The 26,905-nt window shown below is 43.1% G+C and carries 23 protein-coding genes and 1 tRNA gene; 17 read left to right on the top strand and 7 right to left on the bottom strand.

What is annotated here, in order from left to right:
• Positions 1-4 precede the first annotated feature (4 nt).
• The 3 genes from ACAX20_RS11965 (at position 5) to ACAX20_RS11975 (ending at position 1,989) form a co-directional block, all read left to right on the top strand.
• Entirely contained in the window at positions 5-694 is a 690-nt protein-coding gene (locus tag ACAX20_RS11965; RefSeq protein WP_371186482.1) for a PspA/IM30 family protein, read from the top strand.
• 334 nt (positions 695-1,028) lie between these two features.
• Positions 1,029-1,664 (top strand): DUF4178 domain-containing protein, encoded by a 636-nt coding sequence (locus ACAX20_RS11970; RefSeq protein WP_371186484.1) that lies wholly within the window; start codon positions 1,029-1,031, stop codon positions 1,662-1,664.
• A 1-nt stretch (position 1,665) separates the two neighbouring features.
• Entirely contained in the window at positions 1,666-1,989 is a 324-nt protein-coding gene (locus ACAX20_RS11975; protein ID WP_371186486.1) for a hypothetical protein, read from the top strand.
• 133 nt (positions 1,990-2,122) lie between these two features.
• On the opposite strand, the gene ACAX20_RS11980 is transcribed toward ACAX20_RS11975, so the two are convergent.
• A complete protein-coding gene (locus ACAX20_RS11980; protein ID WP_371186488.1) occupies positions 2,123-3,628 on the bottom strand; it encodes an inorganic triphosphatase in 1,506 nt (501 codons plus the stop codon).
• A 280-nt stretch (positions 3,629-3,908) separates the two neighbouring features.
• Between ACAX20_RS11980 and ACAX20_RS11985 the strand changes: the two genes are divergently transcribed.
• The 5 genes from ACAX20_RS11985 to leuD all read left to right on the top strand — a co-directional run bounded on the left by ACAX20_RS11985 (position 3,909) and on the right by leuD (position 9,679).
• The gene (locus ACAX20_RS11985; protein ID WP_371186489.1) at positions 3,909-4,499 is read left to right on the top strand and encodes a TIGR04211 family SH3 domain-containing protein; all 591 of its coding nucleotides are present in this window, start codon (positions 3,909-3,911) and stop codon (positions 4,497-4,499) included.
• A gap of 521 nt (positions 4,500-5,020) precedes the next feature.
• Complete coding sequence (gene leuA, locus ACAX20_RS11990) at positions 5,021-6,586, top strand: 2-isopropylmalate synthase (protein ID WP_371186491.1); 1,566 nt, start codon at positions 5,021-5,023, stop codon at positions 6,584-6,586.
• Between the two features lie 3 nt (positions 6,587-6,589).
• On the top strand, positions 6,590-7,669 hold the full coding sequence (gene leuB / locus ACAX20_RS11995) for a 3-isopropylmalate dehydrogenase (protein ID WP_371186493.1): 1,080 nt from the start codon (positions 6,590-6,592) through the stop codon (positions 7,667-7,669).
• Between the two features lie 9 nt (positions 7,670-7,678).
• Complete coding sequence (gene leuC, locus ACAX20_RS12000; protein WP_371186495.1) at positions 7,679-9,073, top strand: 3-isopropylmalate dehydratase large subunit; 1,395 nt, start codon at positions 7,679-7,681, stop codon at positions 9,071-9,073.
• A 9-nt stretch (positions 9,074-9,082) separates the two neighbouring features.
• Positions 9,083-9,679: a 3-isopropylmalate dehydratase small subunit gene (gene leuD, locus ACAX20_RS12005; protein WP_371186497.1), complete on the top strand. Its 597-nt coding sequence runs from the start codon at positions 9,083-9,085 to the stop codon at positions 9,677-9,679.
• A gap of 133 nt (positions 9,680-9,812) precedes the next feature.
• On the opposite strand, the gene ACAX20_RS12010 is transcribed toward leuD, so the two are convergent.
• Entirely contained in the window at positions 9,813-10,787 is a 975-nt protein-coding gene (locus ACAX20_RS12010; RefSeq protein WP_371186499.1) for a general secretion pathway protein GspB, read from the bottom strand.
• 1 nt (position 10,788) lies between these two features.
• On the bottom strand, positions 10,789-12,450 hold the full coding sequence (locus tag ACAX20_RS12015) for an ExeA family protein (protein ID WP_371186501.1): 1,662 nt from the start codon (positions 12,448-12,450) through the stop codon (positions 10,789-10,791).
• A gap of 222 nt (positions 12,451-12,672) precedes the next feature.
• Here ACAX20_RS12015 and ACAX20_RS12020 point away from each other — a divergent pair, with 222 nt between their 5' ends.
• Positions 12,673-13,914, top strand: a complete 1,242-nt coding sequence (locus ACAX20_RS12020; RefSeq protein ID WP_371186503.1) for a multifunctional CCA addition/repair protein — start codon at positions 12,673-12,675, stop codon at positions 13,912-13,914.
• Between the two features lie 108 nt (positions 13,915-14,022).
• Here ACAX20_RS12020 and ACAX20_RS12025 read toward each other — a convergent pair whose 3' ends face one another.
• The 3 genes from ACAX20_RS12025 to folB are packed head-to-tail and all read right to left on the bottom strand — an operon-like array spanning position 14,023 to position 15,745.
• Entirely contained in the window at positions 14,023-14,820 is a 798-nt protein-coding gene (locus ACAX20_RS12025; protein ID WP_371186504.1) for an undecaprenyl-diphosphate phosphatase, read from the bottom strand.
• A gap of 44 nt (positions 14,821-14,864) precedes the next feature.
• Positions 14,865-15,359 carry a 2-amino-4-hydroxy-6-hydroxymethyldihydropteridine diphosphokinase gene (folK, locus tag ACAX20_RS12030; protein ID WP_371186506.1) on the bottom strand — a complete coding sequence of 165 codons (495 nt, stop codon included), beginning with the start codon at positions 15,357-15,359 and terminating at the stop codon, positions 14,865-14,867.
• On the bottom strand, positions 15,359-15,745 hold the full coding sequence (gene folB / locus ACAX20_RS12035) for a dihydroneopterin aldolase (protein WP_371186507.1): 387 nt from the start codon (positions 15,743-15,745) through the stop codon (positions 15,359-15,361). Before folB ends, folK begins: the two co-directional genes overlap by 1 nt.
• A 226-nt stretch (positions 15,746-15,971) precedes the next feature.
• On the opposite strand from folB, the gene plsY reads away from it, so the two are divergent.
• Positions 15,972-16,547: a glycerol-3-phosphate 1-O-acyltransferase PlsY gene (gene plsY, locus ACAX20_RS12040; protein WP_371186509.1), complete on the top strand. Its 576-nt coding sequence runs from the start codon at positions 15,972-15,974 to the stop codon at positions 16,545-16,547.
• Positions 16,548-16,555: 8 nt separating this feature from the next.
• Here plsY and tsaD read toward each other — a convergent pair whose 3' ends face one another.
• Positions 16,556-17,569, bottom strand: coding sequence for a tRNA (adenosine(37)-N6)-threonylcarbamoyltransferase complex transferase subunit TsaD (tsaD, locus tag ACAX20_RS12045; protein ID WP_371186511.1), 1,014 nt, complete (start codon positions 17,567-17,569; stop codon positions 16,556-16,558).
• Positions 17,570-17,800: 231 nt separating this feature from the next.
• On the opposite strand from tsaD, the gene rpsU reads away from it, so the two are divergent.
• The 7 genes from rpsU to ACAX20_RS12080 all read left to right on the top strand — a co-directional run bounded on the left by rpsU (position 17,801) and on the right by ACAX20_RS12080 (position 26,787).
• Positions 17,801-18,016: a 30S ribosomal protein S21 gene (rpsU, locus tag ACAX20_RS12050; RefSeq protein WP_135437986.1), complete on the top strand. Its 216-nt coding sequence runs from the start codon at positions 17,801-17,803 to the stop codon at positions 18,014-18,016.
• A 25-nt stretch (positions 18,017-18,041) separates the two neighbouring features.
• Positions 18,042-18,488, top strand: coding sequence for a GatB/YqeY domain-containing protein (locus tag ACAX20_RS12055; RefSeq protein WP_371186513.1), 447 nt, complete (start codon positions 18,042-18,044; stop codon positions 18,486-18,488).
• A 159-nt stretch (positions 18,489-18,647) separates the two neighbouring features.
• Complete coding sequence (gene dnaG / locus ACAX20_RS12060; protein ID WP_371186515.1) at positions 18,648-20,411, top strand: DNA primase; 1,764 nt, start codon at positions 18,648-18,650, stop codon at positions 20,409-20,411.
• A 77-nt stretch (positions 20,412-20,488) separates the two neighbouring features.
• Positions 20,489-22,369 (top strand): RNA polymerase sigma factor RpoD, encoded by a 1,881-nt coding sequence (gene rpoD, locus ACAX20_RS12065; RefSeq protein WP_371189650.1) that lies wholly within the window; start codon positions 20,489-20,491, stop codon positions 22,367-22,369.
• A 246-nt stretch (positions 22,370-22,615) separates the two neighbouring features.
• Positions 22,616-22,692, top strand: a tRNA-Ile gene (locus ACAX20_RS12070).
• 1,192 nt (positions 22,693-23,884) lie between these two features.
• Complete coding sequence (locus tag ACAX20_RS12075; protein WP_371186517.1) at positions 23,885-24,454, top strand: porin family protein; 570 nt, start codon at positions 23,885-23,887, stop codon at positions 24,452-24,454.
• Positions 24,455-24,834: 380 nt separating this feature from the next.
• Complete coding sequence (locus ACAX20_RS12080) at positions 24,835-26,787, top strand: BCCT family transporter (protein ID WP_371186519.1); 1,953 nt, start codon at positions 24,835-24,837, stop codon at positions 26,785-26,787.
• Positions 26,788-26,905: the final 118 nt, after the last annotated feature.

The raw sequence follows: 26,905 nt of genomic DNA on the forward strand, positions 1-26,905 counted from the left end.
TATTATGAGTATTTTCAAAAAAATTATGACTGCCATTCGTGGTGGTGCAACAGAAATTGGTGAAGGCATTGTTGATGCAAATTCAACCCGTATTTTTGAACAAGAAATCCGCGACGCAGAAAATCACTTAACCAAAGCTAAGCGCGATTTAACATCGGTGATGGCGCAACAAATGGCGGCAAGCCGTGAAGTTGACCGTCTAAAGCGCGAAGTTGTTGAGCACGAAGGCTACGCCGGCCAAGCATTAGAGCAAGGTAATGAATCACTAGCCCTACAGGTTGCTGAAAAGATTGCTAACTTAGAATCAGAGCTTGCTACGCAGCAACAAGCACTAGATAGCTTCAGCACGAATGCCGATAGATTAAAAGAGTTAGTGAAAAAGTCCGAGCGTCAAGTGGCTGAATATAAGCGCCAATTGTCTATGGTTAAGACAACCGACAGTGTACAAAAAGCAACGTCGGCGATTACCGATAATTTTGCATCAAGCAATTCAAAACTGCTTAATGCCAAAGACTCTCTAGAGCGCATCAAAGCCAAGCAACAAAAATTTGATGATCAATTAAAAGCGGCAGAGGTACTGGAAGCTGAAGATTCTGACGCTAGCTTAGCAGCGCAATTAAAAGCAGCCGGTATCGGTGCTCAAGATAACAGCGCAAACTCAGTGCTAGAGCGCATTAAGGCGAAGCAAAAGTAATCGCCTTCAACCGCAATAACAGCAACGCCCCATGGCGTTGCTTTTTTTGGGGCTGTTGACCTTTGTGATATGAATTTTGTTCGAATTAAAAGGGATTTAATCGAGGCGCAGTGAGAGTGGTATGGTTATTCCATACGAACGAACTGCAACAACGAAAAAATTACTTTTAAGCGAATCCATAGGACAGCGTTTTTTGAGTATTTTTACAGCGTTATTACTTACTCATGTGGAATAACCACACGTCATAAGCGCTGCCTTGTAAAAACACTCACTAAACCGCTGCAAAAACATACAGCAAAGGTCAACAGCCCCGTATTTATAGTGGTAGATTTTTATGAGCTTTCTAAAGAAACTTTTTAACAAACCAACAGAGCAGCGAAAATTAACGCAAGTGGCCGATTTACGCAAAGGCGATATTTTTGTTCTTGATGATAGTTTTGCCTTGCCTGAGCTGTTGCGCGGTCAGCAATTTGAAGTCAGCGCAGTGAATAGCTATGAGTATGAGCATCACACTGAAACCGAATGGGTGCTACAAAATCACGCCGATCAGCAACTTTATTTATCACTCTATGTTGATGACAAAACCTACCTAAAGTTATCAATTAAACTTGCTCACGAAGATGTCGAAGCCCTATTTGATTTAGAGCAATTTGCTGATGTTTTTGAGGAAGGTGACTGCATCATTGAACGACGACGAGATAATCAGCAAACACAAGGTTTTTCGTGCCCTCAGTACCGCCAGTATACGTTCGCTAAAGTGGGCTTTTTTCATCGTAAAGATCACCGTAACGAAAATCTCAGTGAGTACGTCGGTAAAGATCAAGGTGAACGCTTTGAGTTATTCCAACTTGAAGGCAGTGACGATCGCTATGGCATTGATATCGAAGTTTGGGAAGATGGCGATACCGACGTGTTTTTACATTTATATCGACCATTAACCGACGTAAAAGATATGTATCCTGGAAGCTAATATGAATAATCGTAAAGTACCAGAAAAGTGGCAGTCTAACATTAAAGCGGTAAAAGCGGTGCAAGTCGCTTTTGACATGGATGAGAAGGTACAAAAAGAAATTCGTAAAGCGGCGGTAGAAGCGGGTTTAAGTCCGTCAGATCAAATTCGTAAGATTCTCGGCCTTACTGTGCATAAAAAACCCAAACGCCCGCGTTTGACGGTTTCATTAAGTCCCGAAGATTATCAAGAGCTAGGCGAAAAGTACGGCATCCCCGCCGAACAGCAACTGGATATAAAAAGACGTTTAATGGAAGAATTAATCGAATTCGTCCAACAAAACTAACCATGTTGATCTGAGTTTACTCATTCTGCTGTTTATTGAGTTATTCTCCAAAGAGAAAAACAGCTCTAATAACAAGCCCGCTACTCGACGCTGGCTTGTTATTATCGATATCGAAAGCGATATAAACAGGTTATCACAACCAATAAGGCCTCAAAGTAAAGGCCACTTGTCGACATTGCTCTAATGCCAACAACAAAACATCGATTTTTTCATCAATCCACATCACTAAGTTCGTCGCAGGTTGTTCACCATGTTGTTGCAAATAGTGCTTTAAAAAATATAACGTTTCTAATTCATCGACACCCTGATGGATATCAAGCCACGGACCACGGTATTCTTGTCGATTAGAGTCCATAAACAATCGACCAAACCAACACCCTGTTAATAAACTGAATATCACCTGTTTATGATGGTTAATATAATCCGTTGCGCCAAGGTCAATATCGGCTGCCATATGCTCATGCAAAGAGTCGCGGTGTATCGACAACCAACTTTTCGCAAGATCCATAAGCGTTGTGTCTGTTTGCAACGTTGTCCAATCGGCAATAGTCAGCTGCAACATAGACAGTTGCAGTAAATTAAACTGCTCGCTCATCAATAACGCAGCAACATCATTTACATCTACTAACTGGTGTTTTTGCTCTTTAAGTTGCTCGAGTAATAAGTCGCTGTTTTCAATTTTGCGGCGATAATTACCTTTTTTATCGGTCAACTCCTTAATTTGACAAGCCGTTTTAACCCAACAAAGTTCGGTCAATATATGTTTAATCTGCTGCCTTAACAAATCGGCCTGTTGCTCAGGCAAGTAATCTTTATACAGCCAAATACCGTGACGAACTAATGCCAGCGTATCGGTAATACGCTTAAGCACCAGCAAATCATGGTCGTTTAAATATCGCTCTATTTGAGCTTGCATATACGTTAAGCACTGACCAAGACCAGCTTGAAATGAATGGATTAGATCATCGTCAGGGGTAAGCGCTAAAACCAAATCTCGATCGTCATCTAGCGGCGACTCGTCTTGCAGATTAGCCAATTGATAACCCCGTGCGGCCTTACTCTGCACACCTGGACGCATAGTAAACTCAGCAAATAACAACTTAGCCAAATCAAAAATAAATGAACTGTCGCCATCAATAAGCTCTATTTCAAGTTCGTGGATGCCAACATTATGTTGTGAATTGGCAATCGTGCCTGAGTCAAACACCAATTCGAGTTGATTGCCTTGTGGATCGCTGATCATATAGCTGCTGCGCACAAAGTTTGTGGTAAATAAACGCTGTAGACGAATGTTTATTTGCTCAACATCTATCGTCTCCGGCCAAATCGTGGCGTCAAATAACGCCAAATCAGGCACATTAGAGTCGACCATCACATTAAACTCAGGTCTTTGGTGCAGGCCACCGATCACTGTTCCAGCTAATTTAATCGTTTGCTCTTTACTGGCGTCTTCAAATTCGCGAATGCGAAGCCCAATATCGGCGTTACGCAGAGCGAGCTCTGGGGTGTCGTAGTAGCTATTTATTAGGTGCTTTTTAGAATGCGTGTAGGCAATATTGTGACGTGTTAATAAACCAGCCAGTTTATTATCTACATCGTCGTCTTTGAGTAGATACTTTAGTTCTATTTCGGTGTTCATCGACAGTGATGAAAGCTCGCAAAAGGGTGATACGTTAACAATACAAAAGCTTTATCTTGCTGGCAATAGCAGAGCAGGCAAAATAGACGCAAAATATCCCCAAACAAGGCCACAACGGCAGATCAAGATATTCTCAACTTAGGGTTGGGCGCTTATCGATTATGGGGTACACTATTTGCTCGTTACGTTTGGCTATGCACAGCATATGTTATTTCTAGAATAACCGCTGGTCGTAATATCAGAATTTATAAGATTTAATGCGAAAACCAGGTTGTACACTATGCGCTATTTAACTTCACTGTTCATCTCAGTATTGATGATGACTAGCCCTCTTGTTCAGGCAACAACAGAAGCAAGCATCAATCGCTATATCAGCGATGACCTATTTATTTATTTTCATTCGGGTCCTGGTACACAGTATCGTATCCTTGGCAGCATTGACGCAGGTAGCGAAGTTGACCTAACAGGCGCAAAGCAAAACGGCTTTAGCGAAATTATTGATAGCAAGCAACGTCAAGGTTGGGTTGATGACAAGTTTTTGAGCGAGCAGCCAGGCTTGCGCCACGTTGCCGAACAACTCAATCAAGAATTACAATCCAGCCAGCAGCAATTACTTAGCATCAATACGGCACTGGAAGATAAGCAAGCCACCATTGCCACTCAGTTAAGCAAAATAAATGACCTCGCAAATCAAAACAATAAGCTAGTCAAAGTCAATCAAGAACTTAGCGAACAACTAGATACCAAAGGTCTAGACATTAAAGTGACCTACTTTAGCTACGGCGCCGGTGTCTTATTGTTAGGCTTATTCGCTGGTTTAGTACTACCTAGATTAGTGAAACCGAAAAGCAATTACTCATCATGGGGCTAGATGCGATTACCCCCTAGCAGTCACAAGACAAATAAACGGCATTAAGGGCGTTTCAGAGCGCACTTAATGCCCCTCCCTCCTCAATCAAATCTAAAATCTTCGAATTGCTTTGTGATTTCGCAAAGCCATGTCTACCGTTATCATCGTTGGCAGTATTCAGCCGATAACTTTCCCCTTGCACAGATCCTACAGCTTGCCATCGACACGATACGCGCATAATCGCCTACTCTCTCTGCCTGCAAAATAGTCCACACCAACGATAATGTTAAAAACTCGTTAATTTCGTATTGACAGTGTTGAATAAAGACTCTAGTGTTTAATAAACATGCTAATTCAATCAAAAGAATACAACATGAATCATCACTTTAATGCTATTGACCTCTTAATGCTCCTTCTGAGTCACATCAGCGGGCGTTAACTTATGTGAATAGCACTTAAAGTAACAAAAAACCCGCACATCAATGGCGGGTTTTTTCGTTCTTACACCGCCAGTTGCGATAACGTAAACAAGGAATTCGGCTATGACGGATAATGTCATTATTTTTGATACAACCTTGCGCGATGGGGAGCAAGCGTTAAGCGCTAGCTTATCAGTTCATGAAAAATTACAAATCGCTTTAGCCATCGAGCGTCTCGGCGCCGATGTTATGGAGGTGGGCTTTCCAGTCTCATCACCAGGTGATTTTGAGTCGGTACAAACAATCGCCAAAGCGCTAACTCGTAGTCGCGTATGTGGTTTATCAAGAGCCGTCAAAGCCGATATTCAAGCTTGTGCTGATGCTATGAGTGTTGCTGAGGCGTTTCGTATCCACACCTTCATTTCAACATCTGATGTCCATGTAGAGCAGAAACTAAAAAAAAATTTTACCGACGTACAACAAATGGCGGTTGATGCCGTTAAATTTGCTCGTCGCTTTACCAACGATGTTGAGTTTTCTTGTGAAGATGCAGGTCGTACACCAATAGATAACCTATGCCGTATGGTAGAGGCTGCCATTAATGCCGGCGCAACCACCGTGAATATTCCAGATACGGTCGGTTATACCCTGCCACATGAGTTTTCAGGCATTATATCCAACCTATTTAATCGCGTACCAAACATCGACAAAGCCGTTATTTCAGTACATTGTCATAATGACTTGGGTTTGAGCGTTGCTAACTCCGTTGCTGCGCTTCAGGCTGGTGCCCGTCAAATTGAATGCACAGTTAACGGCATAGGCGAGCGCGCTGGCAATTGCAGCTTAGAAGAAGTCGCAATGATCCTTAAAACGCGCCACGATTTATTAACGCTCAACACCAATATTCAGCACAAAGAGATCGCTCGCACCTCAAAATTAGTGAGCCAAATTTGTAATATGCCAGTGCAGCCGAACAAGGCGATTGTTGGCGCAAATGCGTTTTCGCATTCCTCAGGAATCCATCAGGATGGTATGTTAAAAAGTGCCGACACCTACGAAATCATGACACCAGAAAGTGTCGGCATTAGTCAAACCAAGTTGAACTTAACCTCGCGTAGCGGTCGTCACGTCATCAAACATCGCATGCAACAGCTAGGTTATCACGAAAGCGACTATCAACTGGATGATTTGTATGCCGATTTTCTAGGTCTTGCAGATAAGAAGGGTCAAGTTTTTGACGACGATTTAGAAGCTTTATTGTTCAGCAAACAGCAACAAGACACCAGCGACACCTACAAAATTGATTACTTGAGCGTTCACTCTGGTAGTGGCGAGTTTGCAACTGCAAGTATCAAACTGCTTTGCAACGACCAGGCAACAATAAAATCCGCGACAGGGAATGGCCCTGTCGATGCCCTATACCGCGCTATCAAGCAGGCAGTTGATATTAATTTTGATGTATCAGATTACAAAATATCCAATAAAGGAGAAGGTGAAGATGGTCTTGGTCAAGCCGACTTAGTTGTCAGCTATCAAGGCCGTAAATATCACGGCTATGGACTTGAAACTGACGTCATAGAAGCCTCAGCAAAGGCGCTTATCAACGCCTTAAATAATATTGCCAGAGCAGAACAGGTTGCCTGGCTAAAACAACAAGCAAAAACTCAACAAACAGTACAAGGAGTATAACCTGTGGCGAAAATTGCAGTACTAGCCGGTGACGGCATTGGCCCAGAAATTATGGCAGAAGCAGTCAAGGTTCTTGATGCTGTTGCGACTAAGTTTAAATTGAACTTTGTTCTTAACGAATATGATGTTGGTGGCCTCGCTATCGACAAACATGGCACCGCATTGCCTCAAGCTACCGTTAATGGCTGTGAACAGGCCGATGCGATACTATTTGGCAGCGTTGGTGGCCCTAAGTGGGCTAATTTACCGCCAGCAGAACAACCTGAGCGCTGTGCGCTACTTAATTTACGCGAACATTTTCAACTATTTTGCAATATGCGACCAGCAACGCTGCAACCAGCGTTAAGTCACTTATCAACACTGCGTGCCGATATTGCCGAGCCAGGATTTGATGTGTTGGTGATCCGCGAATTAACTGGCGACATTTACTTTGGCGAACCTAAAGGCCGTCGTGGTGAAGGTGAACAAGAAACCGCCTTTGATACCATGCTTTACTCACGCCATGAAATCAAACGCATCGCCCACTTAGCCTTTAAATCGGCGCAAAAACGTCAGCACAAAGTCACGTCGGTAGATAAAGCCAATGTACTGGCGACCAGTCAACTTTGGCGGCAAGTCGTTGAAGAAGTGGCAACCGACTACCCTGACGTTAGCTATGAGCATTTATATGTTGATAATGCGGCGATGCAACTGGTTCGCGATCCAAACCAATTTGATGTCATGCTTTGTCCTAATCTATTTGGTGACATCCTGTCCGATATCATAGCCATGATCACCGGCTCAATGGGCATGTTACCTTCGGCAAGTACCAATCAAGCAGGATTTGGGTTGTATGAGCCCGCCGGCGGTTCAGCACCAGATATTGCTGGCCTTGGCATCGCTAACCCTATTGCCCAAATCTTATCGGCATCCTTACTATTGCGTTATAGCTTAAATCATAGCGATGCTGCTGATGCCATTGAACAGGCGGTTGGTAAAGCATTAACGGCCGGTTTTATGTCCGCTGACTTATTACCAGCAGAGCAACGCCACCAAGCAAAATCAACCAGCGAAATCGGCGATTTTATTGCCGCTAATATTTAGGGGACTAAGATGGCAACCACATTATACGAAAAACTATGGCAGCGACATCTTATTGAAGCTAATGCCGGGGAAACACCACTGATATTTGTTGATCGCCACCTTGTTCATGAAGTGACGTCGCCACAAGCATTTGCCAATTTAAAATATCACGGTCGCAAAGTGCGCAGTCCAGAGCGAACAATCGCAACCATGGATCATAATATATCCACCAAAAGTTGTGACATTGATGCTGCAGGGGAAAGCGCAGCAAATCAATTAAAAACCTTAGCGCAAAATTGTCAAGAATTCGGGATTGAGCTATATGGTATGGGCCATAAGAACCAAGGCATTGTCCATGTTATAGGGCCTGAACTTGGATTAACCCTACCGGGTCAAGTTATCGTCTGTGGCGACTCTCATACGGCAACCCATGGCGCTTTTGGTGCGTTAGCTTTTGGTATTGGTACATCAGAAGTTGAACATGTGTTAGCAACCCAAACACTTCGCCAAAATAAAGCCAAGACCATGAAAATAGATATTCAGGGACAGGTTTACCATGGGATAACCGCCAAAGATATAATCCTTGCGATCATCGGCACCGTTGGTCATGCAGGTGCAACTGGCTACGTTGTTGAATATTGTGGCGCTGCCATCTCTGCACTGAGTATGGAAGAGCGTATGACCATATGTAATATGAGTATTGAATTTGGTGCGAAAGCGGGGTTAATTGCCCCAGACCAAACTACGTTCGATTATTTATGTAATAAGCCAAATGCTCCCAAAGGTACGTTGTGGTTACAAGCCGTTAATGATTGGCTTAGCCTAAAGTCGGATGATGGTGCTCAATTTGATAAAGTTGTTACCATTGATGCAAGCAAGATAAAACCGCAAGTGACTTGGGGTACGAATCCAGGCCAAGTGGTTGCAATCGATGCTCTAGTACCTGCACCAGAGCAATTTAGCGATCCCGTCGAACGTGAGTCTTGTATCAGCGCATTAAAATATATGGACCTGCAACCCGGAACCAAAATTAGTGATATCACTATCAACAATGTATTTATCGGCTCATGCACCAATTCTCGTATCGAAGATCTGCGCATTGCAGCCAAAGTTATCAAGGGCAAAAAAGTGGCTGATGGCGTTACTGCCATCGTCGTCCCAGGCTCTTATCGTGTGAAACAACAAGCTGAACAAGAAGGTCTGGCCGAGATATTTACCGAAGCGGGATGTGAGTGGCGCTTACCAGGTTGCTCCATGTGCTTAGGCATGAACGACGACAAACTGAGTGACGGCGATCGCTGTGCGTCAACCAGTAACCGAAATTTTGAAGGTCGACAAGGGCGTGGTGCTCGTACTCATTTAGTTAGCCCCGCCATGGCTGCTGCGGCCGCCGTTGCCGGTCGCTTTACCGATGTAGACGTTTAGGAGATGATTATGGAAAAATTTAACCAACATACTGGTAAAGTCGCGCCATTGGATCGCGCTAATGTCGATACAGATCAAATCATTCCCAAACAGTTTTTACAAAAAACCACGCGTACCGGTTTTGCTGAGCACCTGTTTCATGACTGGCGTTACAACGACTATCAAGGAACACAAACAAACCCCGAGTTTGTCCTGAACAAAAGCCAATATCAGGGCGCATCCATATTATTAGCCCGCGAAAACTTTGGTTGTGGTTCATCACGCGAACATGCCCCTTGGGCAATTCAAGAGTTTGGCTTTAAAGTGGTCATAGCCAGCAGTTTTGCCGATATCTTTTATGGAAACTGTATCAATATCGGTTTAGTTCCGGTGGTGCTTGATGAGAAGATTATTGATGAGCTATTTCAGATGGTACATCAAGGTGAACTATCGCTAACGGTGGATTTAACAACCATGCATGTTACCCATGGAACGCAGCAATATCCTTTTCAGCTTACCGACTTTCAAAGGTATTGCCTTATGACCGGTATTGATGCGGTAGGTTGGACCTTGCAAAAACAAGATAAAATTGATGGTTTTGAAAGCTCGCTTCCTGCGTGGCAATAGCCAAATCCGACCATCGAAAATCTCCCATAAAAAAGCCTAGTGAGAACGTCACTAGGCTTTACATAAAACACGTTGTTTCCCCAAACCATAAACGACCTAAAATTGCACTCCAACCATGAGTTACAAACCCTGGTTACCAGCTTGATAGTGCAGCGACTTTAAAGCGCTCACCTTGATAACGCATAATCACATGCTGTGGCGAAATCTCATCAATAATAAGTCCTTCTTGGGTGATATCCCCTGGAGCGTAATCTTTACCATTTAATCGAACCCAACTGTCTGTGGCTTCAGAGGTGTACATGTGTTGAGTAAAATGCATAGTCGGCACCGCTTGTTGTAACCAACTTGGCATTTGTCCAAGTGTTTTGATATCAGCGTGTTGTGGCGTTTCTTGAGTATTTGCTTGAGAGCCCTCGCTTAGATCAGTCGCTTGCAATGCCGATTCAAATGCGGCAACTAACTTAGGATCAATATCCTGCAGGTTTTCTTTATTTAACGAAAAATCACTAACTTTTGGCTGACTTTCAGTACTTGTAACTTCCGTAGGGGTGATGCTAGCAGCATTGGCAAAGACCGTTGGCGTTGCTGCCAGCACGGCTTGGATTTGTGCAGTTAACTGTTGTTGCTGCAGGCGCTCATCCGCAAGTCGCTGTGCAGCTATCGTCTGCTGTTTTTCAATAAACAACGCCTGTCGGCGCGCATCCATCTCTTGTTGAAACGCTTTAGTATTCACAAAATAAGAGGCTAATTCATGAGTTTCCACGTAAGGACTATGTAGCCTATCTTGTGGGTATTGAAGCTTTTCAAGCGCTTGCTTTTGCGCAAACTGTTGCTGTTGTAGATTAGTCAAATGCTGTTGCTTAGCAAGTAACGTATAACCACCAAAGCACAGGTAACTTAGTGCGCTAAGCAATATCGTACAACCAACCAACAGGCTAACTTTACCCCACCATGATGAGGCTTGCGCTGGCTGGCTTACTTGCTTAACCAATTGTTGTTGTAACGCTTCACTCGCCAAAGGTTGCAGATGTTTATTTGGTGATGGCTCAGCGCGATCTGATTGAGCGTTATCATTGTTTTTTCGTAGTGATGTGAGAATAAATGACATCTTATTGCCCTCCTACGATATGATGCTGTCCAGCCTTGGTAAGTGCGATAACCGCTTGGGTATCCGATAACGGTGTGTCGGCAACTTGATGTTTAAATTGACTAAACTGATTTAACAGGAGGGCGTCGACAGCATTAATGTCTCGTGCCGCTCGTCGCTGAACGAGTGCCAGTTGTTGCTCAAGCCATGCAATAAAGCTTGGACTTGCGTTGTCATCAACCTCACCAAGATAATCGTCTGGCACTTGCCATAGCATGACGGCTTGTTGCTGGAACTGCTGCTCAACAAAATCTCGCGTTAACACGTTAGCTTGCCCTGCTATTGTTAAGACAATATCGTCGCTACTGCGATCACCTTGAGCCTGCTCTGTTTGAGCGTCAGCGCCAATTGGCGTTGCAATAGAGGGCTGATAAAGCGCGTAGTAATGATCGCCATGGCGATTTACTAAGCGTAAAATGGCATTTTGTTGCATCGCCAAGAGTTGCGATAAGCTACCGTCAAACCAATAACACTCAAGGTTCAATGAGATTGCTTTATCGCATGCATTCATCGTATTGTCCTGCGACAGGTGCGAATACGTGATTTGCCAAGATTGATATAGGCTGACAAATGCTTTATCTAAATCTTGAGCTTTCGCGATTAACTCATTACTGACTCTATTTTTTGTTGCAAAGGCAATATCCAGCTGTGTTTTTTGCAATGTTTGCTCGTGCTCAACGATGGCTAAGTCCATGTACATAACTTGCCTGTCAGCATAGATTGCTGCTAAAGCGGAAGGGACAGCAAACAACGCCAAAGCAGCAAATCGAGTAAACCAAGGGTGTTGCCAACGATTTAATTTGTGCGACTCGATATCAAGCGCTTGTCGTGCTGCTTGATTTAACAATCGCTTGTCAACATGTGTTTGATGCTGAGCATAAGCGCCTAACAAGGCTTTATCACAAAGTAAGTTAATAAGCCTTGGCACACCACCCGATAATCGATGCGCTTGTTTCAACGCGCTGCGAGAAAAAACCGGGCGCGAGCACCCTGCAACGGACAACCTGTGTTCAATATAATTGCGTGTTTCTTGCTCTGTTAATGCGAGTAAATGATAGCGAGCCGTAATGCGCTGGGCTAGCTGACGTAAGTCCTGCCGCTTTAGTAATTGCTGTAATTCTGGCTGGCCAATTAAGATCACCTGTAACAGCTTCTTGCTGTCAGTTTCTAAATTGGTTAGCAAGCGAAGTTGCTCCAACACCTGCGGTTGCAAATGTTGCGCTTCATCAATCACCAATAGCGTATTTTTTTGCTGCTGATGGTTTATCAGCAAATGTGCCATAATGGCGTCAGTTAAGTCCTTTAATGATGCACTTGCTTGGTAGGCTATATTGAGCTCATCACATACGGTTGCTAACAACTCGTGCGCCGACAATGTTGGATTTAAGATAAATGCCGCTTGGGTATTCTCTGGCAATTGATTAAGCAGACAACGCGAAACGGTGGTTTTTCCCGTTCCCACTTCTCCGGTAAGCAAGACAAAACCACCCGACTCACCAAAACCATAAGTCAAATGAGCAAGTGCTTCTTGATGACGATCGCTCATATACAAGTAATGTGGGTTTGGCGCGATAGAAAAAGGCGCTTCGGTTAACGAAAAATAGTCTAGGTAGTTAGCAGACATAACAACTTTGTTAGGGCGTTGGTTTGATATAGGCAACGCTACCCAAACACGACGACGAAGTCAAAACATGTTACCAATAGATGACTAGAGAATATAGTTTTTGCCGTAATTAAAACAACACTATCGCTCAATAGACTGATTGAGCAAAGCTAAACGCGTTCTATGGTATTACCCTATTTTAGGATAAACTTAACAGCAATATGATAACTCGCTATAAAAACCATGCGCTCGATAGAAAATAATACCTACTTAGTTGGCGGTGCGGTTCGAGATGAACTGTTAGGTCGTACCGTCATTGAACATGATTACTTGGTGGTTGGGGTTTCTCAGCAAACCATGCTTGAACTTGGTTTTGTGCAAGTAGGTAAAGACTTTCCTGTATTTTTGCACCCTAAAACTAAAGATGAATATGCCCTTGCCCGCACGGAGCGTAAACAAGGGCAAGGCTACACCGGTTTTGTTTGTTATGCTGAACCCGACGTTACTATTGAGCAAGACCTATTACGTCGTGATTTAACCATTAATGCGATGGCTAGAGATAGCAAGGGTAATATTATCGATCCTTACCATGGTCAGCAGGATTTAAAAGCGAAACTGTTACGGCATGTGTCTCCAGCATTTAGTGAAGATCCACTTAGGGTTTTACGCGTTGCGCGTTTTGCCGCTCGCTATCATTACCTCGGTTTTAAAGTTGCCGACGAGACTATGGCACTGATGACGACAATGGTTAACCAGGGTGAATTAAATGCACTCACCCCAGATCGCATTTGGAAAGAAATGTCACGTGCGTTATTAGAAGATAACCCGGAAGTGTTTGTCCAGTTGCTGCGTGATTGTGGCGCCTTGAAGGTGATTTGGCCGAGTCTTGATAAATTGTTTGGTGTACCTAACCCTATCGAGCATCATGGTGAAGTCGACAGTGGTATACACACCGTAATGGTCTTGCAACAAAGCGTGAAGTTTTCTGATGAACTTGCCGTGCGTTTTGCTGCCTTAACCCACGATTTAGGTAAAGGGTTAACACCCGAAACTGACTGGCCTAAACATTACGGTCATGAAAAACGAGGTTTGCCATTAGTAAAAGACATTTGCAAAGCATTGCGTGTGCCCAATCAAGTACGCGATTTAAGCTTAAAAGTTTGTGAATTTCATTTGCATGCCCACCGCGCTTTTGAACTGCGCCCGGACACATTACTAAAGATGTTTGATTCACTCGATGCTTGGCGCAAACCCGAGCAGTTTGCTTGGTTTTTGACTGCATGCCATGCTGATGCAACCGGCCGCTTGGGAGAAGAAGATAGCGACTACCCACAAGCTGAATATTTGCATAAAGCCCATCAGTTATGCGCTAGCGTTGATGCCCGAGAGTTCGTGGCGCAAGGTTTACAAGGACTACAAATCAAACAGGCGATACACGCAAAACGCCTTGCTATCATTAGTGATCTTAAACAAAACTTATCGTGATTGTCCGTACGACAATGATTCAGCTCTTTAGCCATCACTGCATCACTCATGAAAAAGCCCGCGATTTTGCGGGCTTTTTCATGGTGCTACGATAGGTGACTAGTTCGCTTAAACAATAAACCACACTAAAAAAGCGCCCAGCAATAAGCGGTATATAACAAACGGCATCATACCGATTTTTTCAAGCAATAATAAAAACACATGAATGCAGCTATAAGCACTGACAAAGGCTACTAACGTTCCTAAGCTGATTGTCGCCCAATCAACCGCTTCAGCAGCTAGCACCAACTTGATGGTTAAATAGGTACCCGCCATAGCAATAGCAGGGATCGATAGCAAAAATGAAAACCTTGCCGCCGCATCGCGAGTTAGACCCAGCATCATCCCCATCGTCATGGTGATCCCTGAACGAGATGTACCTGGAATTAACGCTAACGCTTGTGCGACACCAATCATCATAGCGCCTTTAAAGTCGAGCTTTTCAATGGTGCGATTTTGCTTGCCTTTAATATCGACGAAACCAAGCAACAGACCAAACACAATAGTCGTTACTGCAATAACGGCCGCCGAACGTAAGTGCTCTTCAATAAAGTCTTTACCAAACAGACCAAATAATCCTGCCGGGATCGTCGCAAACAGAATCCACCACGCAAGTTGGCTATCGAAAGTTTGCTTTTTATGAACAATACTGTCTGTCCATGCAAACAACATGCTCATGACCTCTCGACGAAAATATATGATAACGGCAGTAAGAGTGCCAACATGCACTGCCACATCAAATGCCAAACCTTGATCAACCCAGCCGAGTAACTGTGAAGGCAAAATAAGATGAGCAGAGCTGGAAATAGGTAAAAATTCGGTTAGCCCTTGAATAAGTGCTAATACAATGGTTTCAAGAGTTGACATGTTATTGTTATAAATCCTATTAAGGGTAGTTACTGCGGCGTAAGTTACAACTTAGGCCAACTAAATTCTATTCGTTGAACAGCTTGTTTGCTTTTATCGTATTGTTGCCACAGTTGCTGATATGTTAGCTCTAGCACGGGGTGAACATCATCAGGAGCAATTTCAGCCAACGGTTGCAACACATAGGCATTTTTGGGGATTTCGTCACGAGGGATTTGTACCGGTTGTTCCATCACCAGATCGTCATACGTTAAAATATCCAAATCCATTTTACGAGCACTGTACTTTTTCGAAAAATCGACTCGTCCGTGCTGTTTCTCTAACGACTTTAACAAGGCACCAATATACTCTGGCGATTGTTTAGTTTCAACCTTGGCAACGAGGTTATAAAAGTTTTCACCGGTAAACCCCACAGGTTCACATTCGTATACTGACGATAACTCTACCGTACCAAATTCTTGCTGCAGTGCTCGCACTGCCAGGGTAATTTGATTTTCACGATCAATGTTACTGCCGATGGAAATAAACACTTTCGCCATCAGGACTTTTGACCTCGCTCGATAATCACGCCGACGCCTGTGGCATTAGCGACCGCATCGGGCTTGTTTATCTTTAAACGCAACCAGTCAATCGCATAAGTTTGCATCAAATGCTGGGCAAGATTTTCAGCAAGCGTTTCCAGTAGATCAACCACTTTTGCGTTTGCAAATCGCTCGATCTCTGATGATATAACGGCATAATCAAGTGTTTTAGCAAGCTCATCACCAGCTGCTGCGGCTCGAATATCACATCCCATTTGCAGATCAAAAATGAGAGGTTGTTTAATCTGTTTTTCCCAATCGTAATAACCAATGGTTGTTTCGATTCGTAACCCCTCGATAAATACGATATCCATCACACGCATCTCATGTTTACATAAAAACACAATTTTACCTCAATGTGACCGAGAAAAACTAGGGGATAGGCATCTTTGTTAATAAATTATGGAAAACAAATAGACAATAATAAGGCGCCAGAAGGCTTCTCTGGCGTTACTCAGTAGGTCTGTGGACTGCGCCAACCACTTGGCTTCGCAATGACAGCGACTGACCTCTATGGTATAACTACGAAGGTAATGCTATTCCATCATTTAACCAACTCGAGGTTTTCACGTGCTATTAGCCATCGGCTTTATGATTGGTGCTTATTTACTCGGTTCTATTTCCAGCGCCATATTGATTTGTCGTTTACTGGGTTTGCCCGATCCACGTACCCAAGGTTCACACAACCCCGGGGCGACCAATGTATTGCGTATCAGCAACAAAGCCACCGCCGCCTGTGTACTTTTATTTGATGTTTTAAAGGGAACCCTGCCAGTCTGGTTAGCTTATAAACTAGGCGTCGAGCCATTAATGCTGGGCTTTATCGCCATAGCGGCATGCCTTGGCCACATGCTACCTATATTTTTTGGTTTCAAAGGTGGTAAAGCTGTTGCCACGGCCTTTGGTGCGCTTGCACCGATTAGCTGGGGGTTTGCTTTGGCGATGATATGTACATGGATCATTGTCTTAAAGCTCACACGCTATTCTTCGTTAGCGGCTATTGTTACCGTCAGTTTAGCGCCACTATATACTTGGCTTATTAAACCTTTGTATACACAATCGGTGACGATGTTATCGATTTTGATCATATTTCGCCATCGCGAAAACATCGTCAGATTGCTTAAAGGCAAAGAAGATAAAGTATAAGCCCTGTTTTATACGGGCGGTAAGCTATCAAGAGGCCAACGCGGGTTAGCTTTAAAGGTCAAGTCAGCGTTAACACCTGATTTTAAACGTTGCATACCAGCAAATGCGATCATCGCGCCATTATCGGTACAAAACTCAGGACGCGGGTAATAAACTTTGCCGTTGAGTTTTTTCATTGTTGCAGCCAATTTTTGGCGCAATGAGGTATTCGCGCTCACCCCACCAGCAATAACCAGACGATTTAGTCCACACTGCTCTAATGCACGCTTACATTTAATTGCTAAAGTATCAACAACGGCTTCTTGAAACGCATAGGCTATATCGGCTTTGGTTTCGGCGCTGTCATCTTCATTGCGAATGGTATTGGCTGCAAAGGTTTTTAACCCGGAAAAACTAAAATCAAGGCCAGGTCTGTCGGTCATTGGGCGCGGAAATTTAAAACGCCCAGGGGTGCCAGTTTCTGCCATTTTTGCCAAAACGGGGCCACCAGGGTAATCAAGCCCTAATAGTTTTGCGGTTTTATCGAACGCTTCGCCGGCGGCATCGTCAACAGATTCCCCCAACAACTCGTATTCACCTATACCGTCAACGCGAACCAACATAGTGTGACCACCAGAGACCAGCAAAGCAATAAACGGAAACTCAGGAACGTCCTCTTCTAGCATAGGTGCCAGCAAATGTCCTTCCATATGATGCACTGGCACAGCAGGAAGATTCCAACCATAAGCGAGTGAGCGACCAATAGAACAACCAACCAATAAAGCACCAACAAGGCCTGGGCCTGCCGTATAAGCAACACCGTCTAGATCTTGTGGCGTCATTCCCGCTTCGTTAAGCGCTTCTTTTATTAACGGAATGGTTTTGCGCACGTGATCACGTGAAGCAAGTTCCGGAACAACCCCACCATAATCGGCATGGACCTTAATTTGTGAATACAGTTTATGGGCTAAAATTCCCTTGTCTTCATCATAAATGGCGATGCCTGTTTCATCACAAGAGGTTTCTATACCTAAAATTCGCATGGGATTTAAATTCCATCAGTAAAATTAACAACATGTTCACAGCAACCATAATAACGTCGCTGTATTGTGTGAATTCTAACGCCCAATGAACAAATTAACCACCGCTTTTCAATAAAAAGCGATTTAAGACTTTACTTTCGTTCGGCGATCGGATTAGAATACTGCACCATTTTTAAACAGTCTCGATTTGTTATATCGAGTTAACAGTATTCACTAGAGGTGAGAGGCACAATGCCAGTAATTAAAGTAAGAGAAAACGAGCCGTTTGACGTAGCTCTTCGTCGTTTCAAGCGTTCATGTGAAAAAGCAGGTATCCTTTCTGAAGTTCGTCGTCGCGAGTCTTTCGAAAAGCCGACTTGGGAACGTAAGCGTAAGAAAGCAGCTGCTGTTAAGCGTCACGCGAAGAAAGTTGCTCGCGAAAACGCTCGTCGCGTTCGTTTATACTAAGACTTTAGGCATATACGCTTAAGTTATGAGTTTATTTGACAAACTCAACAACGAAATGAAAAACGCCATGCGTGCCAAAGACAAACCTCGTCTTGGCGTAATCCGCATGGCGTTGTCAGCTATCAAGCAAGCTCAAATTGACGGTCAAAAAGACATGACCGATGATGACATTCTTGCGTTAATCAGCAAAATGATTAAACAACGCAAAGAGTCAGTGGCAATGTACACTGATGGTGGTCGTCCAGAGCAAGCAGCAAGTGAGCAAGCAGAAATTACTGTTTTAGAAGAGTTTTTGCCTCAAGCTTTAACTGCCGAAGAAATTGTGGCACTTATTGCTGATGCTATCGCTGAAAGCGAAGCAAGCTCTATGGCTGATATGGGTAAAGTTATGGCGATTTTAAAGCCTAAAATGCAAGGCCGTGCCGATCTAGGCCAAGTAAGCGGTCAAGTAAGAGCGGCATTAAACGCTTAATTAACCCCAAATCGTTATCGAAAACCGCACACTATGTTGTGCGGTTTTTTTATGCCTGTTAATTTCCCCCTTTGCTATTTTGCTATAGCCTTCACGCGATAATATTTGGTATAGTTGCTGTTCACATACGTTTTCTTACTGACGCATATTCTGCATTTTATGGCTGGCTTAATCCCTCGTACTTTCATAGATGACCTTCTCGCAAGAACCGACATTGTCGACTTGGTTGAAAGCCGTGTACCGTTAAAAAAAGCCGGTAAAAACTACTCAGCTTGCTGTCCATTCCACAGTGAAAAGAGCCCGTCATTTACGGTCTCACGAGACAAACAGTTTTATCACTGTTTCGGCTGTGGTGCACACGGCAATGCGATTAGCTTTGTAATGGAATATGACCGCCTCGAATTTGTTGATGCCATTGAAGAGCTGGCGAGCTTTCACGGTTTAGAAGTTGAACGAGAACAAAGCCACAAAACTCCTGCCGAGTTAAAAAAAGCGCAAATCGCTCATAAGCAAAAACAAGACGACTATCAGCTAATGACGCAAATCAGTCGCTTTTATCAGCAAAACCTGCGCACTCACAATGACGCCCCAAAAGTCATAGAGTACCTAAAAAGTAGAGGCTTAACTGGCGAAATCGCTAAGCGCTTTAATATCGGCTACGCCGCCGACAGCTGGGACGATGTGGTTGCTAAATTTGGCCATAATCATCACAACCAAAAGCAATTAGTTGATCTAGGCATGGCAATTCAAGGCGATAAAAGCCGACCTTATGATCGCTTTCGTGGCCGGTTAATGTTTCCCATCACCGACAAACGCGGTCGCGTTATCGGTTTTGGCGGTCGAGTCATTGAAGAAGGTACACCCAAGTATTTAAATTCGCCAGAAACTCGAATTTACCATAAAGGGCATGAGTTATACGGCCTGTATGAGGCGAAACAATATACCACCGATTTACAACGTTTAGTGGTCGTAGAAGGGTATATGGATGTTGTCGCCTTGGCACAACACGGTATCCCTTATGCGGTGGCATCGCTGGGAACGTCTACCACAACCGAACAACTGCAAACCATGCTACGCACCGTAAAAGAGGTAATTTGCTGTTACGATGGCGATAAAGCCGGTCGTGATGCGGCATGGCGGGCAATGGAGAACGCCCTACCGTTAATTCGAGACGGTGTATCATTGAAGTTCGTTTTTGTGCCCGACGGCGAAGACCCAGACTCGCTTGTGCGCAAACAAGGTCAACAGGCCTTTGAGCAATTGCTTGATAACGCCAAACCTATGTCAGAGTTTTTATTTGAACACTTGTTATCGAGTGTAGAGATTGCTTCCCTCGAAGGCAAAGCAGCTTTAGTTGAGATTTTTCAACCCTATCTACAAAAAATGCCTGACAGCGTATTGAAAGATTCGATAGTTAACGAACTCGCCAATAAGTTTGGCGCTGGCTCACAGGCTCAACTACAAAAACTCAATGCCAGTACCAGCCAACAGGCAGTAGCGCGAACAAATAATAAGCAAGGAAAAGCAACTCCTGTTCGTTTAGCTATTGCATTATTGCTTGAGCATCCCCATTTAGTAAATGTAATAGATGATATAACTGTACTCGAGCCTATAGATTTACCTGGACTCGACTTATTTAAGCGCTTATTGCTACAGTGTAAACAAAATCCCAATATGAGCTCAAGCCAGCTCATTGAAATGTGGCGGGGAACAGAACAAGAGAAGATTTTGTCAAAGCTACTCATTTGGGAACACCATATAAACAGTGAAGCTGCAGAGCAGGTGTTTAGCGATATTATTGAAAAATTTATTAATACGTATGTAGAAAAGCGTACCGAATTATTATTACAAAAAGCTCGTATTGGACAACTTAACTCGTTGGAAAAAAAGGAACTTCAAGCACTGATTAATGCACAAAATTAAACAATTTGCTGTGCATAACTCGCTGGTATTTCTTATTCCAACTTGCTATAATTTTGTCCTTTACTGTTCGTATTTTGATAGCCAAGACAGGTGGACAATCGTCAATGGATCAAGCCCCACAATCTAGATTGAAAGAACTTATCACCAAAGGTAAGGAGCAAGGGTTCTTAACTTTTGCTGAAGTAAACGATCACCTTCCACAAGATATTATCGATTCTGACCAAGTTGAAGACATCATTCGCATGATCAACGACATGGGTATTCAGGTGTTTGAAAACGCCCCTGATGCTGATGAATTGATGATGAGCGAAGCTAATACCGATGAAGACGCAGCCGAAGCTGCTGCTCAGGCACTAGCTACGGTTGAGAGTGAAATAGGTCGTACAACGGACCCTGTGCGTATGTATATGCGTGAGATGGGTACGGTAGAACTTCTTACCCGTAAGGGCGAAATTCAAATCGCTAAGCGTATTGAAGAAGGTATCCGTGAAGTACAACGCAGTGTATCTGAGTACCCACCTGCAATTAATTACTTATTAGAGCAATGGGATAACTTTGAAGCTGAAGAAGTTCGCTTAAGCGACATCATCATAGGTTTTGCTGATCCTGATGCCGACGAAGATGACATTGCCCCTACAGCAACCCACATTGGTTCAGAATTGTCTGATGATGATCTTGACGATGAAGACGATGACGGTGTTGAGGACGATGACGACGACAGCTCTGACGAAGAAGAGGACACTGGTCCAGATCCTGAAGTTGCTCGTGAACGTTTCCAAGAACTGCGTCGCTTGTACGAAGCTGCCAATGTAGTTATTGAGAAAAAAGGCCGCAGTAGCAAAGAAGCGACCGCGGCTATTGATGCCGTTTCTGAAGCCTTTAAAGAGTTTCGTTTAATCCCGAAAGTATTTGATCGCTTAGTAAAAAACATGCGCGATGTCATGGATCGCGTGCGTGTGCAAGAGCGTTTGATCATGAAGCACTGTGTTGTTGGCGCAGGTATGCCAAAAACACATTTCATTAAGATTTTCCCTGGTAATGAAACGCAAACTGAATGGTTAGAGCAAGAAATTTCTGCTGGCCATGCTTACTCTGAGAAACTAAAACTGGTTGCCTTTGATATTGAGCGCAGTGTGCACAAGCTTAATCAGCTTGAAGAAGAAGCATCACTTAATGTGCATGGCATCAAAGACATCAACCGTCGCATGTCGATTGGTGAAGCAAAAGCCCGTCGTGCGAAAAAAGAAATGGTTGAAGCCAACTTACGTCTGGTTATTTCAATTGCCAAAAAATACACCAACCGTGGCCTACAATTCCTTGATTTAATTCAAGAAGGTAACATCGGTTTGATGAAAGCGGTTGATAAGTTTGAATACCGTCGTGGTTATAAATTCTCAACTTATGCGACATGGTGGATTCGTCAGGCAATTACTCGTTCTATTGCTGACCAAGCGCGTACCATCCGTATTCCGGTACACATGATTGAAACCATCAATAAGCTCAACCGTATTTCTCGCCAAATGTTGCAAGAAATGGGTCGCGAACCAACACCAGAAGAACTTGCTGAACGCATGATGATGCCTGAAGACAAGATCCGTAAGGTATTAAAGATCGCTAAAGAGCCAATTTCAATGGAAACCCCTATTGGTGACGATGAAGATTCGCACTTAGGTGACTTTATTGAAGACGGTAGCGGTGAGTTACCTGTTGATGCGGCAACCACAGAAAACTTAAAAGCAGCCACGCATGAAGTCCTAGCAGGCTTAACTGCGCGTGAAGCAAAAGTTCTGAGAATGCGCTTTGGTATTGATATGAATACCGACCATACGCTTGAAGAAGTAGGTAAACAGTTTGACGTTACACGTGAGCGTATTCGTCAAATCGAAGCGAAAGCGTTACGTAAGCTACGCCACCCTTCTCGTTCAGAACAACTGAAAAGCTTCCTAGACGGCGAATAACGCACGTCCAAGCTAACGAATTAAAGCCTGTTTCGACAGGCTTTTTTATCGCCCTCAATAAAGTGAGTCAACGATAACATCCGACACCTTCCTAGAATCGTGTCACACGAACATAGGCAAATCACGAGTGTTCAATATTTGAGCTAACGAACCGATAATACTCGATTTTTTTGACACAAGTGGTGACAAGAAAATAAAAACTGCTTATACTTGCCGAGTTTTCAGGAATTCTCCTAAACACCTAATGGCCCCTTAGCTCAGTTGGTTAGAGCACCCGACTCATAATCGGTAGGTCCCGTGTTCAAGTCACGGAGGGGCCACCATTTAATTCCAAATAAATATAAGTAAGATGCCTCGAGCATCTTTTTTTATGTCTGAAGTTTGCTGATACCAAAAGCAGCTATAAGAAACAGCATAGACTCAACTCATATAACCCCGAGCCAACTACCGTGTTCAAGTCACGGAGGGGCCACCATTTAATTCCAAATAAATATAAGTAAGATGCCTCGAGCATCTTTTTTTATGTCTGAAGTTTGCTGATACCAAAAGCAGCTATAAGAAACAGCATAGACTCAACTCATATAACCCAGAGCCAACTACCGTGTTCGGTCACGGAGGGGCCACCATTTAATTCCAAATAAATATATGTAAGATGCCTCGAGCATCTTTTTTTATGTCTGAAGTTTGCTGATACCAAAAGCAGCTATAAGAAACAGCATAGACTCAACTCATATAACCCTGAGCCAACTAACGTGTTCAAGTCACGGAGGGGCCACCATTGAATTCCAAATAAATATATGTAAGATGCCTCGAGCATCTTTTTTTATGTCTGAAGTTTGCTGATACCAAAAGCAGCTATAAGAAACAGCATAGACTCAACTCATATAACCCTGAGCCAACTAACGTGTTCAAGTCACGGAGGGGCCACCATTGAATTTCGCCCCCGAAGAGCTGATAATTTTCTGACAACACTTTAATACGTATCAGACTTTGTATCACTTGACTCGATAATCGTCAGGGTTTCTTCCGCTTCAACTAGCACAGCTTCTTCAACGTCAGATATCTCCTAGTATTGAGCATAAGCATTAGATACACACCTTGATAGTCCGATTAAAACTCGCAATAAAAATAGTTTATTCGTTTTGTATTACCCATTTTAGGTAAAACTAAGTTACTGGCAATATTTTGCGGCTTACCAAAGATAACAAAAAAACATACCAATCAGACACTTATACATAAACACAAAAATAAACACAGGCTTTTTTGGCATGCTTGTAACAATATAAATGCCGATAAAAATTATTAAATCTAAAATCAACTCCGCATTTTTATTGGCCTGCAAGGGATTTATTTACCTTGTAAACTTGTTATTTTGCCATTTCTCTGCTGTGCTTTAAGCGAGGATTAAACATATCACACTACTGGAAATAGTCTTGCTGATGTACCTTAACATTCCTTTAGTAATGATTAGTGCGATCTTCTGTCATTCAAAAATTAAAGACAAAAGGTTTAATCATGAAAACAGTAAAAAATTTATCTGTGGCTCTTACGATTGCAGCCTCTCTGACCAGTTACAACGTTTTTTCTCATGAATTTCTAGGAATCGGTGAAGGCGGTTACGTTGGTATCGCTGTTGGTGAAAGTGATTTAGATATGGATTGGTTCGATCACCCTACCGGTTGGGAAATATATGGTGGTTGGGAGCTTAGTGACTACTTCGGCTTAGAAGTATCTTATATTGACTTTGGCAAGTTCGAAAATCCATATGCCACAGATACCAATGGGTTGATTCAATCCATAGATGTCGAAGCATACACATTAGGTTTAATTGGTAAAATACCAATCACTGAAACAATTGATATCTTCGCCAAGATTGGTTACAGCCATTGGGATGCTGATGTTAGCCTAGTAGGGTATAGCGATAACAGTTGGGATACATTCTGGGGCGTTGGTGCTAATTACAAAGTTAGCGAACATTTCGCAGTCGGCGTTCGTTATAGTGAATATAAGCTTGATGCCGTAGGCCCTGCAGTTTGGGAAGATGACGTTTCTCTTGTCTCTCTCAACCTTGAATATCATTTCTAACCAATTCTACCGTAATATGATGCTCTCACTCGCGTGGGAGTATCATAAATATAGTCGTAGCAGAGAAGCTTTATCTCGACGTAACCTCTCTCATCTATCTACAAATACAGTGTGTTCAACAAGGCTATCATTCATCAAAAATTCACAAGATAATTAAGTAATTACCCTTTATACAAGTTCCGCTCGACATTCGTACATTTTTTTCATTTACATTAACCGTCAAGTTAAGTGGCTGATTTTTTTGTTACAAGATTACTTTTTATTTCAACTCTAATTAATCTTCACCCGCCTAATAACATACAAAACATTGCGATTCAGCCACAATGAACTTAACTTAAGAGTTAAGATCGTATGCATACTAATGATTTCAAGGGGCGTATATGCCATCCACACCTGCCAAGCTAAACCCCAAAGTCTTTGGTCCTGCAACCATTGTTATCGCCTGTTTGTTAGTTTTTACCGTGGTATGGCCAAAATACGCCAGTGAGAAATTTAGTGCGCTACAGGCCAGTATTACCCTAAACGGCAGCTGGTTTTATGTGTTAACGGTGGCGATCATTTTAGGCGTAGTGGTATTTTTAAGCTTATCGAAATTTGGTGACATAAAGTTAGGGCCCGATCACTCAACTCCTGATTACAAAGTGGGTACATGGATATCTATGCTATTTGCCGCTGGTATGGGGATCGGCTTAATGTTTTTTGGCGTAGCCGAGCCACTGATGCATTATTTAGCACCTCCTACCGCTGAGCCTGGCTCACTTGAAGCCATCAAAGAAGCTATGCGTATTACCTATTTCCATTGGGGCTTTCACGCTTGGGCGATATATGCCCTTGTGGCGTTAATTTTAGGGTACTTTGCTTATCGTCAAAATTTGCCATTGACACTGCGTTCTGCTCTGCACCCTTTAATCGGCGATAAAATCTATGGTTGGCCTGGGCATCTTGTTGATATTTTTGCCGTTGTTAGCACCGTTTTTGGTACAGCGACCACTCTAGGCCTTGGTGCCACACAAGTGAATTCTGGTCTTAATTATTTATATCAGTTTGACATCAGCCAGATAAATCAATTAATCATTATCGTGGTTATCACTATATTTGCGTCGATTTCTGTAGCTACCGGCTTAGATAAAGGCATCAAAATTTTATCAGAGCTCAATATGGGCTTGGCCATAATCCTGTTATTGCTTATTTTCTTTATTGGCCCGTCGGTATTTCTATTGCAAGCTTACTTACAAAATATCGGCGAGTACCTATCCACCATAGTTTCAAAAACCTTTAATTTATTTGCGTATGAAAAGCAGGATTGGATAGGTGGCTGGACAATATTTTACTGGGGCTGGTGGCTTGCGTGGGCACCATTTGTAGGCTTATTTATCGCGAGGATTTCCAAAGGCAGAACCATTCGAGAATTTGTGTTAGGCGCATTGCTTGTGCCCACTGCATTTACGCTATTATGGATGACCGTATTTGGTAATTCTGCAATATCCTTAGTTGTCGATGACGGTGTCACAAAAATAGCAGAAATGGCTAGCGAAAACTCTTCGGTTGCCTTGTTTGTCTTTTTGGATAACCTGCCATGGTCAAACGTCTTAATGATCGTCTCCATCTTTATGATCATTGTCTTTTTCGTCACCTCTTGTGATTCTGGCGCCATGATTATTGATATGATTTGTTCTAACGGTAGTAATGAGACCCCTGTATGGCAACGGTTATTTTGGGCGATACTAATGGGCGCAGTGGCAGGGATACTCAGCCTAGCTGGTGGTTTAGAAGCATTACAAACGGTAACCATCGCCAGTGCCCTGCCCTTTGCTGTGGTGCTATTACTGGCATGCTATGGTCTTGCTAAAGCGTTACGCATTGAGTCAGCAAAACGTGAAAGCTTGCAGCTTAACGTTACTGCTAACAATATTTATAGTGACACGGATAACTGGCAAGAAAACTTAAACAACATCTTATCGACGCCGAGCAAAGGCAATGTTAACGTATTTATCACTCGCACAGTAAGGCGCGCTCTTTATAAAGTTAAATCTCAGTTTGAGCTGAATGAAGTCGATGTCAGTATTAGCCAAGAAAAGTCAGGCATCATCATGAAAGTCTGTCATGGCGATGAGTACGATTTTGTTTACAGCGTATTTAAAAAACAATACTCATACCCGGAATTCAACAGTGCAGAGGGCGCTGAGCCAGAGGTTTATTATCGAGCCGAAGTGCATTTAGTTGAAGGTGGGCAAGACTACGATATTATGGGTTGGTCGGAGCAAGCGATCATCAATGATATTGTCGATCAATATCAGAAGCATCTGCATTTTCTCCATTTATTGCGCGAGTAGTGCATAGCTGAATGGTCGAGTTTCAAAAATATTAAATGAGTCAAATTAGTCTGTATGAACGCAAGGCAACTAGTATATAAAAAGGTGAACCCTAAAACGGAAGTTCACCTTTTTAATG

It is taken from the genome of Thalassotalea sp. Sam97 (assembly GCF_041379765.1).
In the GTDB taxonomy this organism is placed as follows: Bacteria; Pseudomonadota; Gammaproteobacteria; order Enterobacterales; family Alteromonadaceae; genus Thalassotalea_A; species Thalassotalea_A maritima.

Bases quoted from the DNA above. Each gene is read 5' to 3' on its own strand.
- ACAX20_RS11965 (WP_371186482.1), top strand. From the start codon at position 5: ATGAGTATTTTCAAAAAAATTATGACTGCCATTCGTGGTGGTGCAACA.
- ACAX20_RS11970 (WP_371186484.1), top strand. From the start codon at position 1,029: ATGAGCTTTCTAAAGAAACTTTTTAACAAACCAACAGAGCAGCGAAAA.
- ACAX20_RS11975 (WP_371186486.1), top strand. From the start codon at position 1,666: ATGAATAATCGTAAAGTACCAGAAAAGTGGCAGTCTAACATTAAAGCG.
- ACAX20_RS11980 (WP_371186488.1), bottom strand. From the start codon at position 3,628: ATGAACACCGAAATAGAACTAAAGTATCTACTCAAAGACGACGATGTA.
- ACAX20_RS11985 (WP_371186489.1), top strand. From the start codon at position 3,909: ATGCGCTATTTAACTTCACTGTTCATCTCAGTATTGATGATGACTAGC.
- leuA (WP_371186491.1), top strand. From the start codon at position 5,021: ATGACGGATAATGTCATTATTTTTGATACAACCTTGCGCGATGGGGAG.
- leuC (WP_371186495.1), top strand. From the start codon at position 7,679: ATGGCAACCACATTATACGAAAAACTATGGCAGCGACATCTTATTGAA.
- leuD (WP_371186497.1), top strand. From the start codon at position 9,083: ATGGAAAAATTTAACCAACATACTGGTAAAGTCGCGCCATTGGATCGC.
- ACAX20_RS12010 (WP_371186499.1), bottom strand. From the start codon at position 10,787: ATGTCATTTATTCTCACATCACTACGAAAAAACAATGATAACGCTCAA.
- ACAX20_RS12015 (WP_371186501.1), bottom strand. From the start codon at position 12,450: ATGTCTGCTAACTACCTAGACTATTTTTCGTTAACCGAAGCGCCTTTT.
- ACAX20_RS12020 (WP_371186503.1), top strand. From the start codon at position 12,673: ATGCGCTCGATAGAAAATAATACCTACTTAGTTGGCGGTGCGGTTCGA.
- ACAX20_RS12025 (WP_371186504.1), bottom strand. From the start codon at position 14,820: ATGTCAACTCTTGAAACCATTGTATTAGCACTTATTCAAGGGCTAACC.
- folK (WP_371186506.1), bottom strand. From the start codon at position 15,359: ATGGCGAAAGTGTTTATTTCCATCGGCAGTAACATTGATCGTGAAAAT.
- tsaD (WP_371186511.1), bottom strand. From the start codon at position 17,569: ATGCGAATTTTAGGTATAGAAACCTCTTGTGATGAAACAGGCATCGCC.
- rpsU (WP_135437986.1), top strand. From the start codon at position 17,801: ATGCCAGTAATTAAAGTAAGAGAAAACGAGCCGTTTGACGTAGCTCTT.
- ACAX20_RS12055 (WP_371186513.1), top strand. From the start codon at position 18,042: ATGAGTTTATTTGACAAACTCAACAACGAAATGAAAAACGCCATGCGT.
- dnaG (WP_371186515.1), top strand. From the start codon at position 18,648: ATGGCTGGCTTAATCCCTCGTACTTTCATAGATGACCTTCTCGCAAGA.
- ACAX20_RS12075 (WP_371186517.1), top strand. From the start codon at position 23,885: ATGAAAACAGTAAAAAATTTATCTGTGGCTCTTACGATTGCAGCCTCT.
- ACAX20_RS12080 (WP_371186519.1), top strand. From the start codon at position 24,835: ATGCCATCCACACCTGCCAAGCTAAACCCCAAAGTCTTTGGTCCTGCA.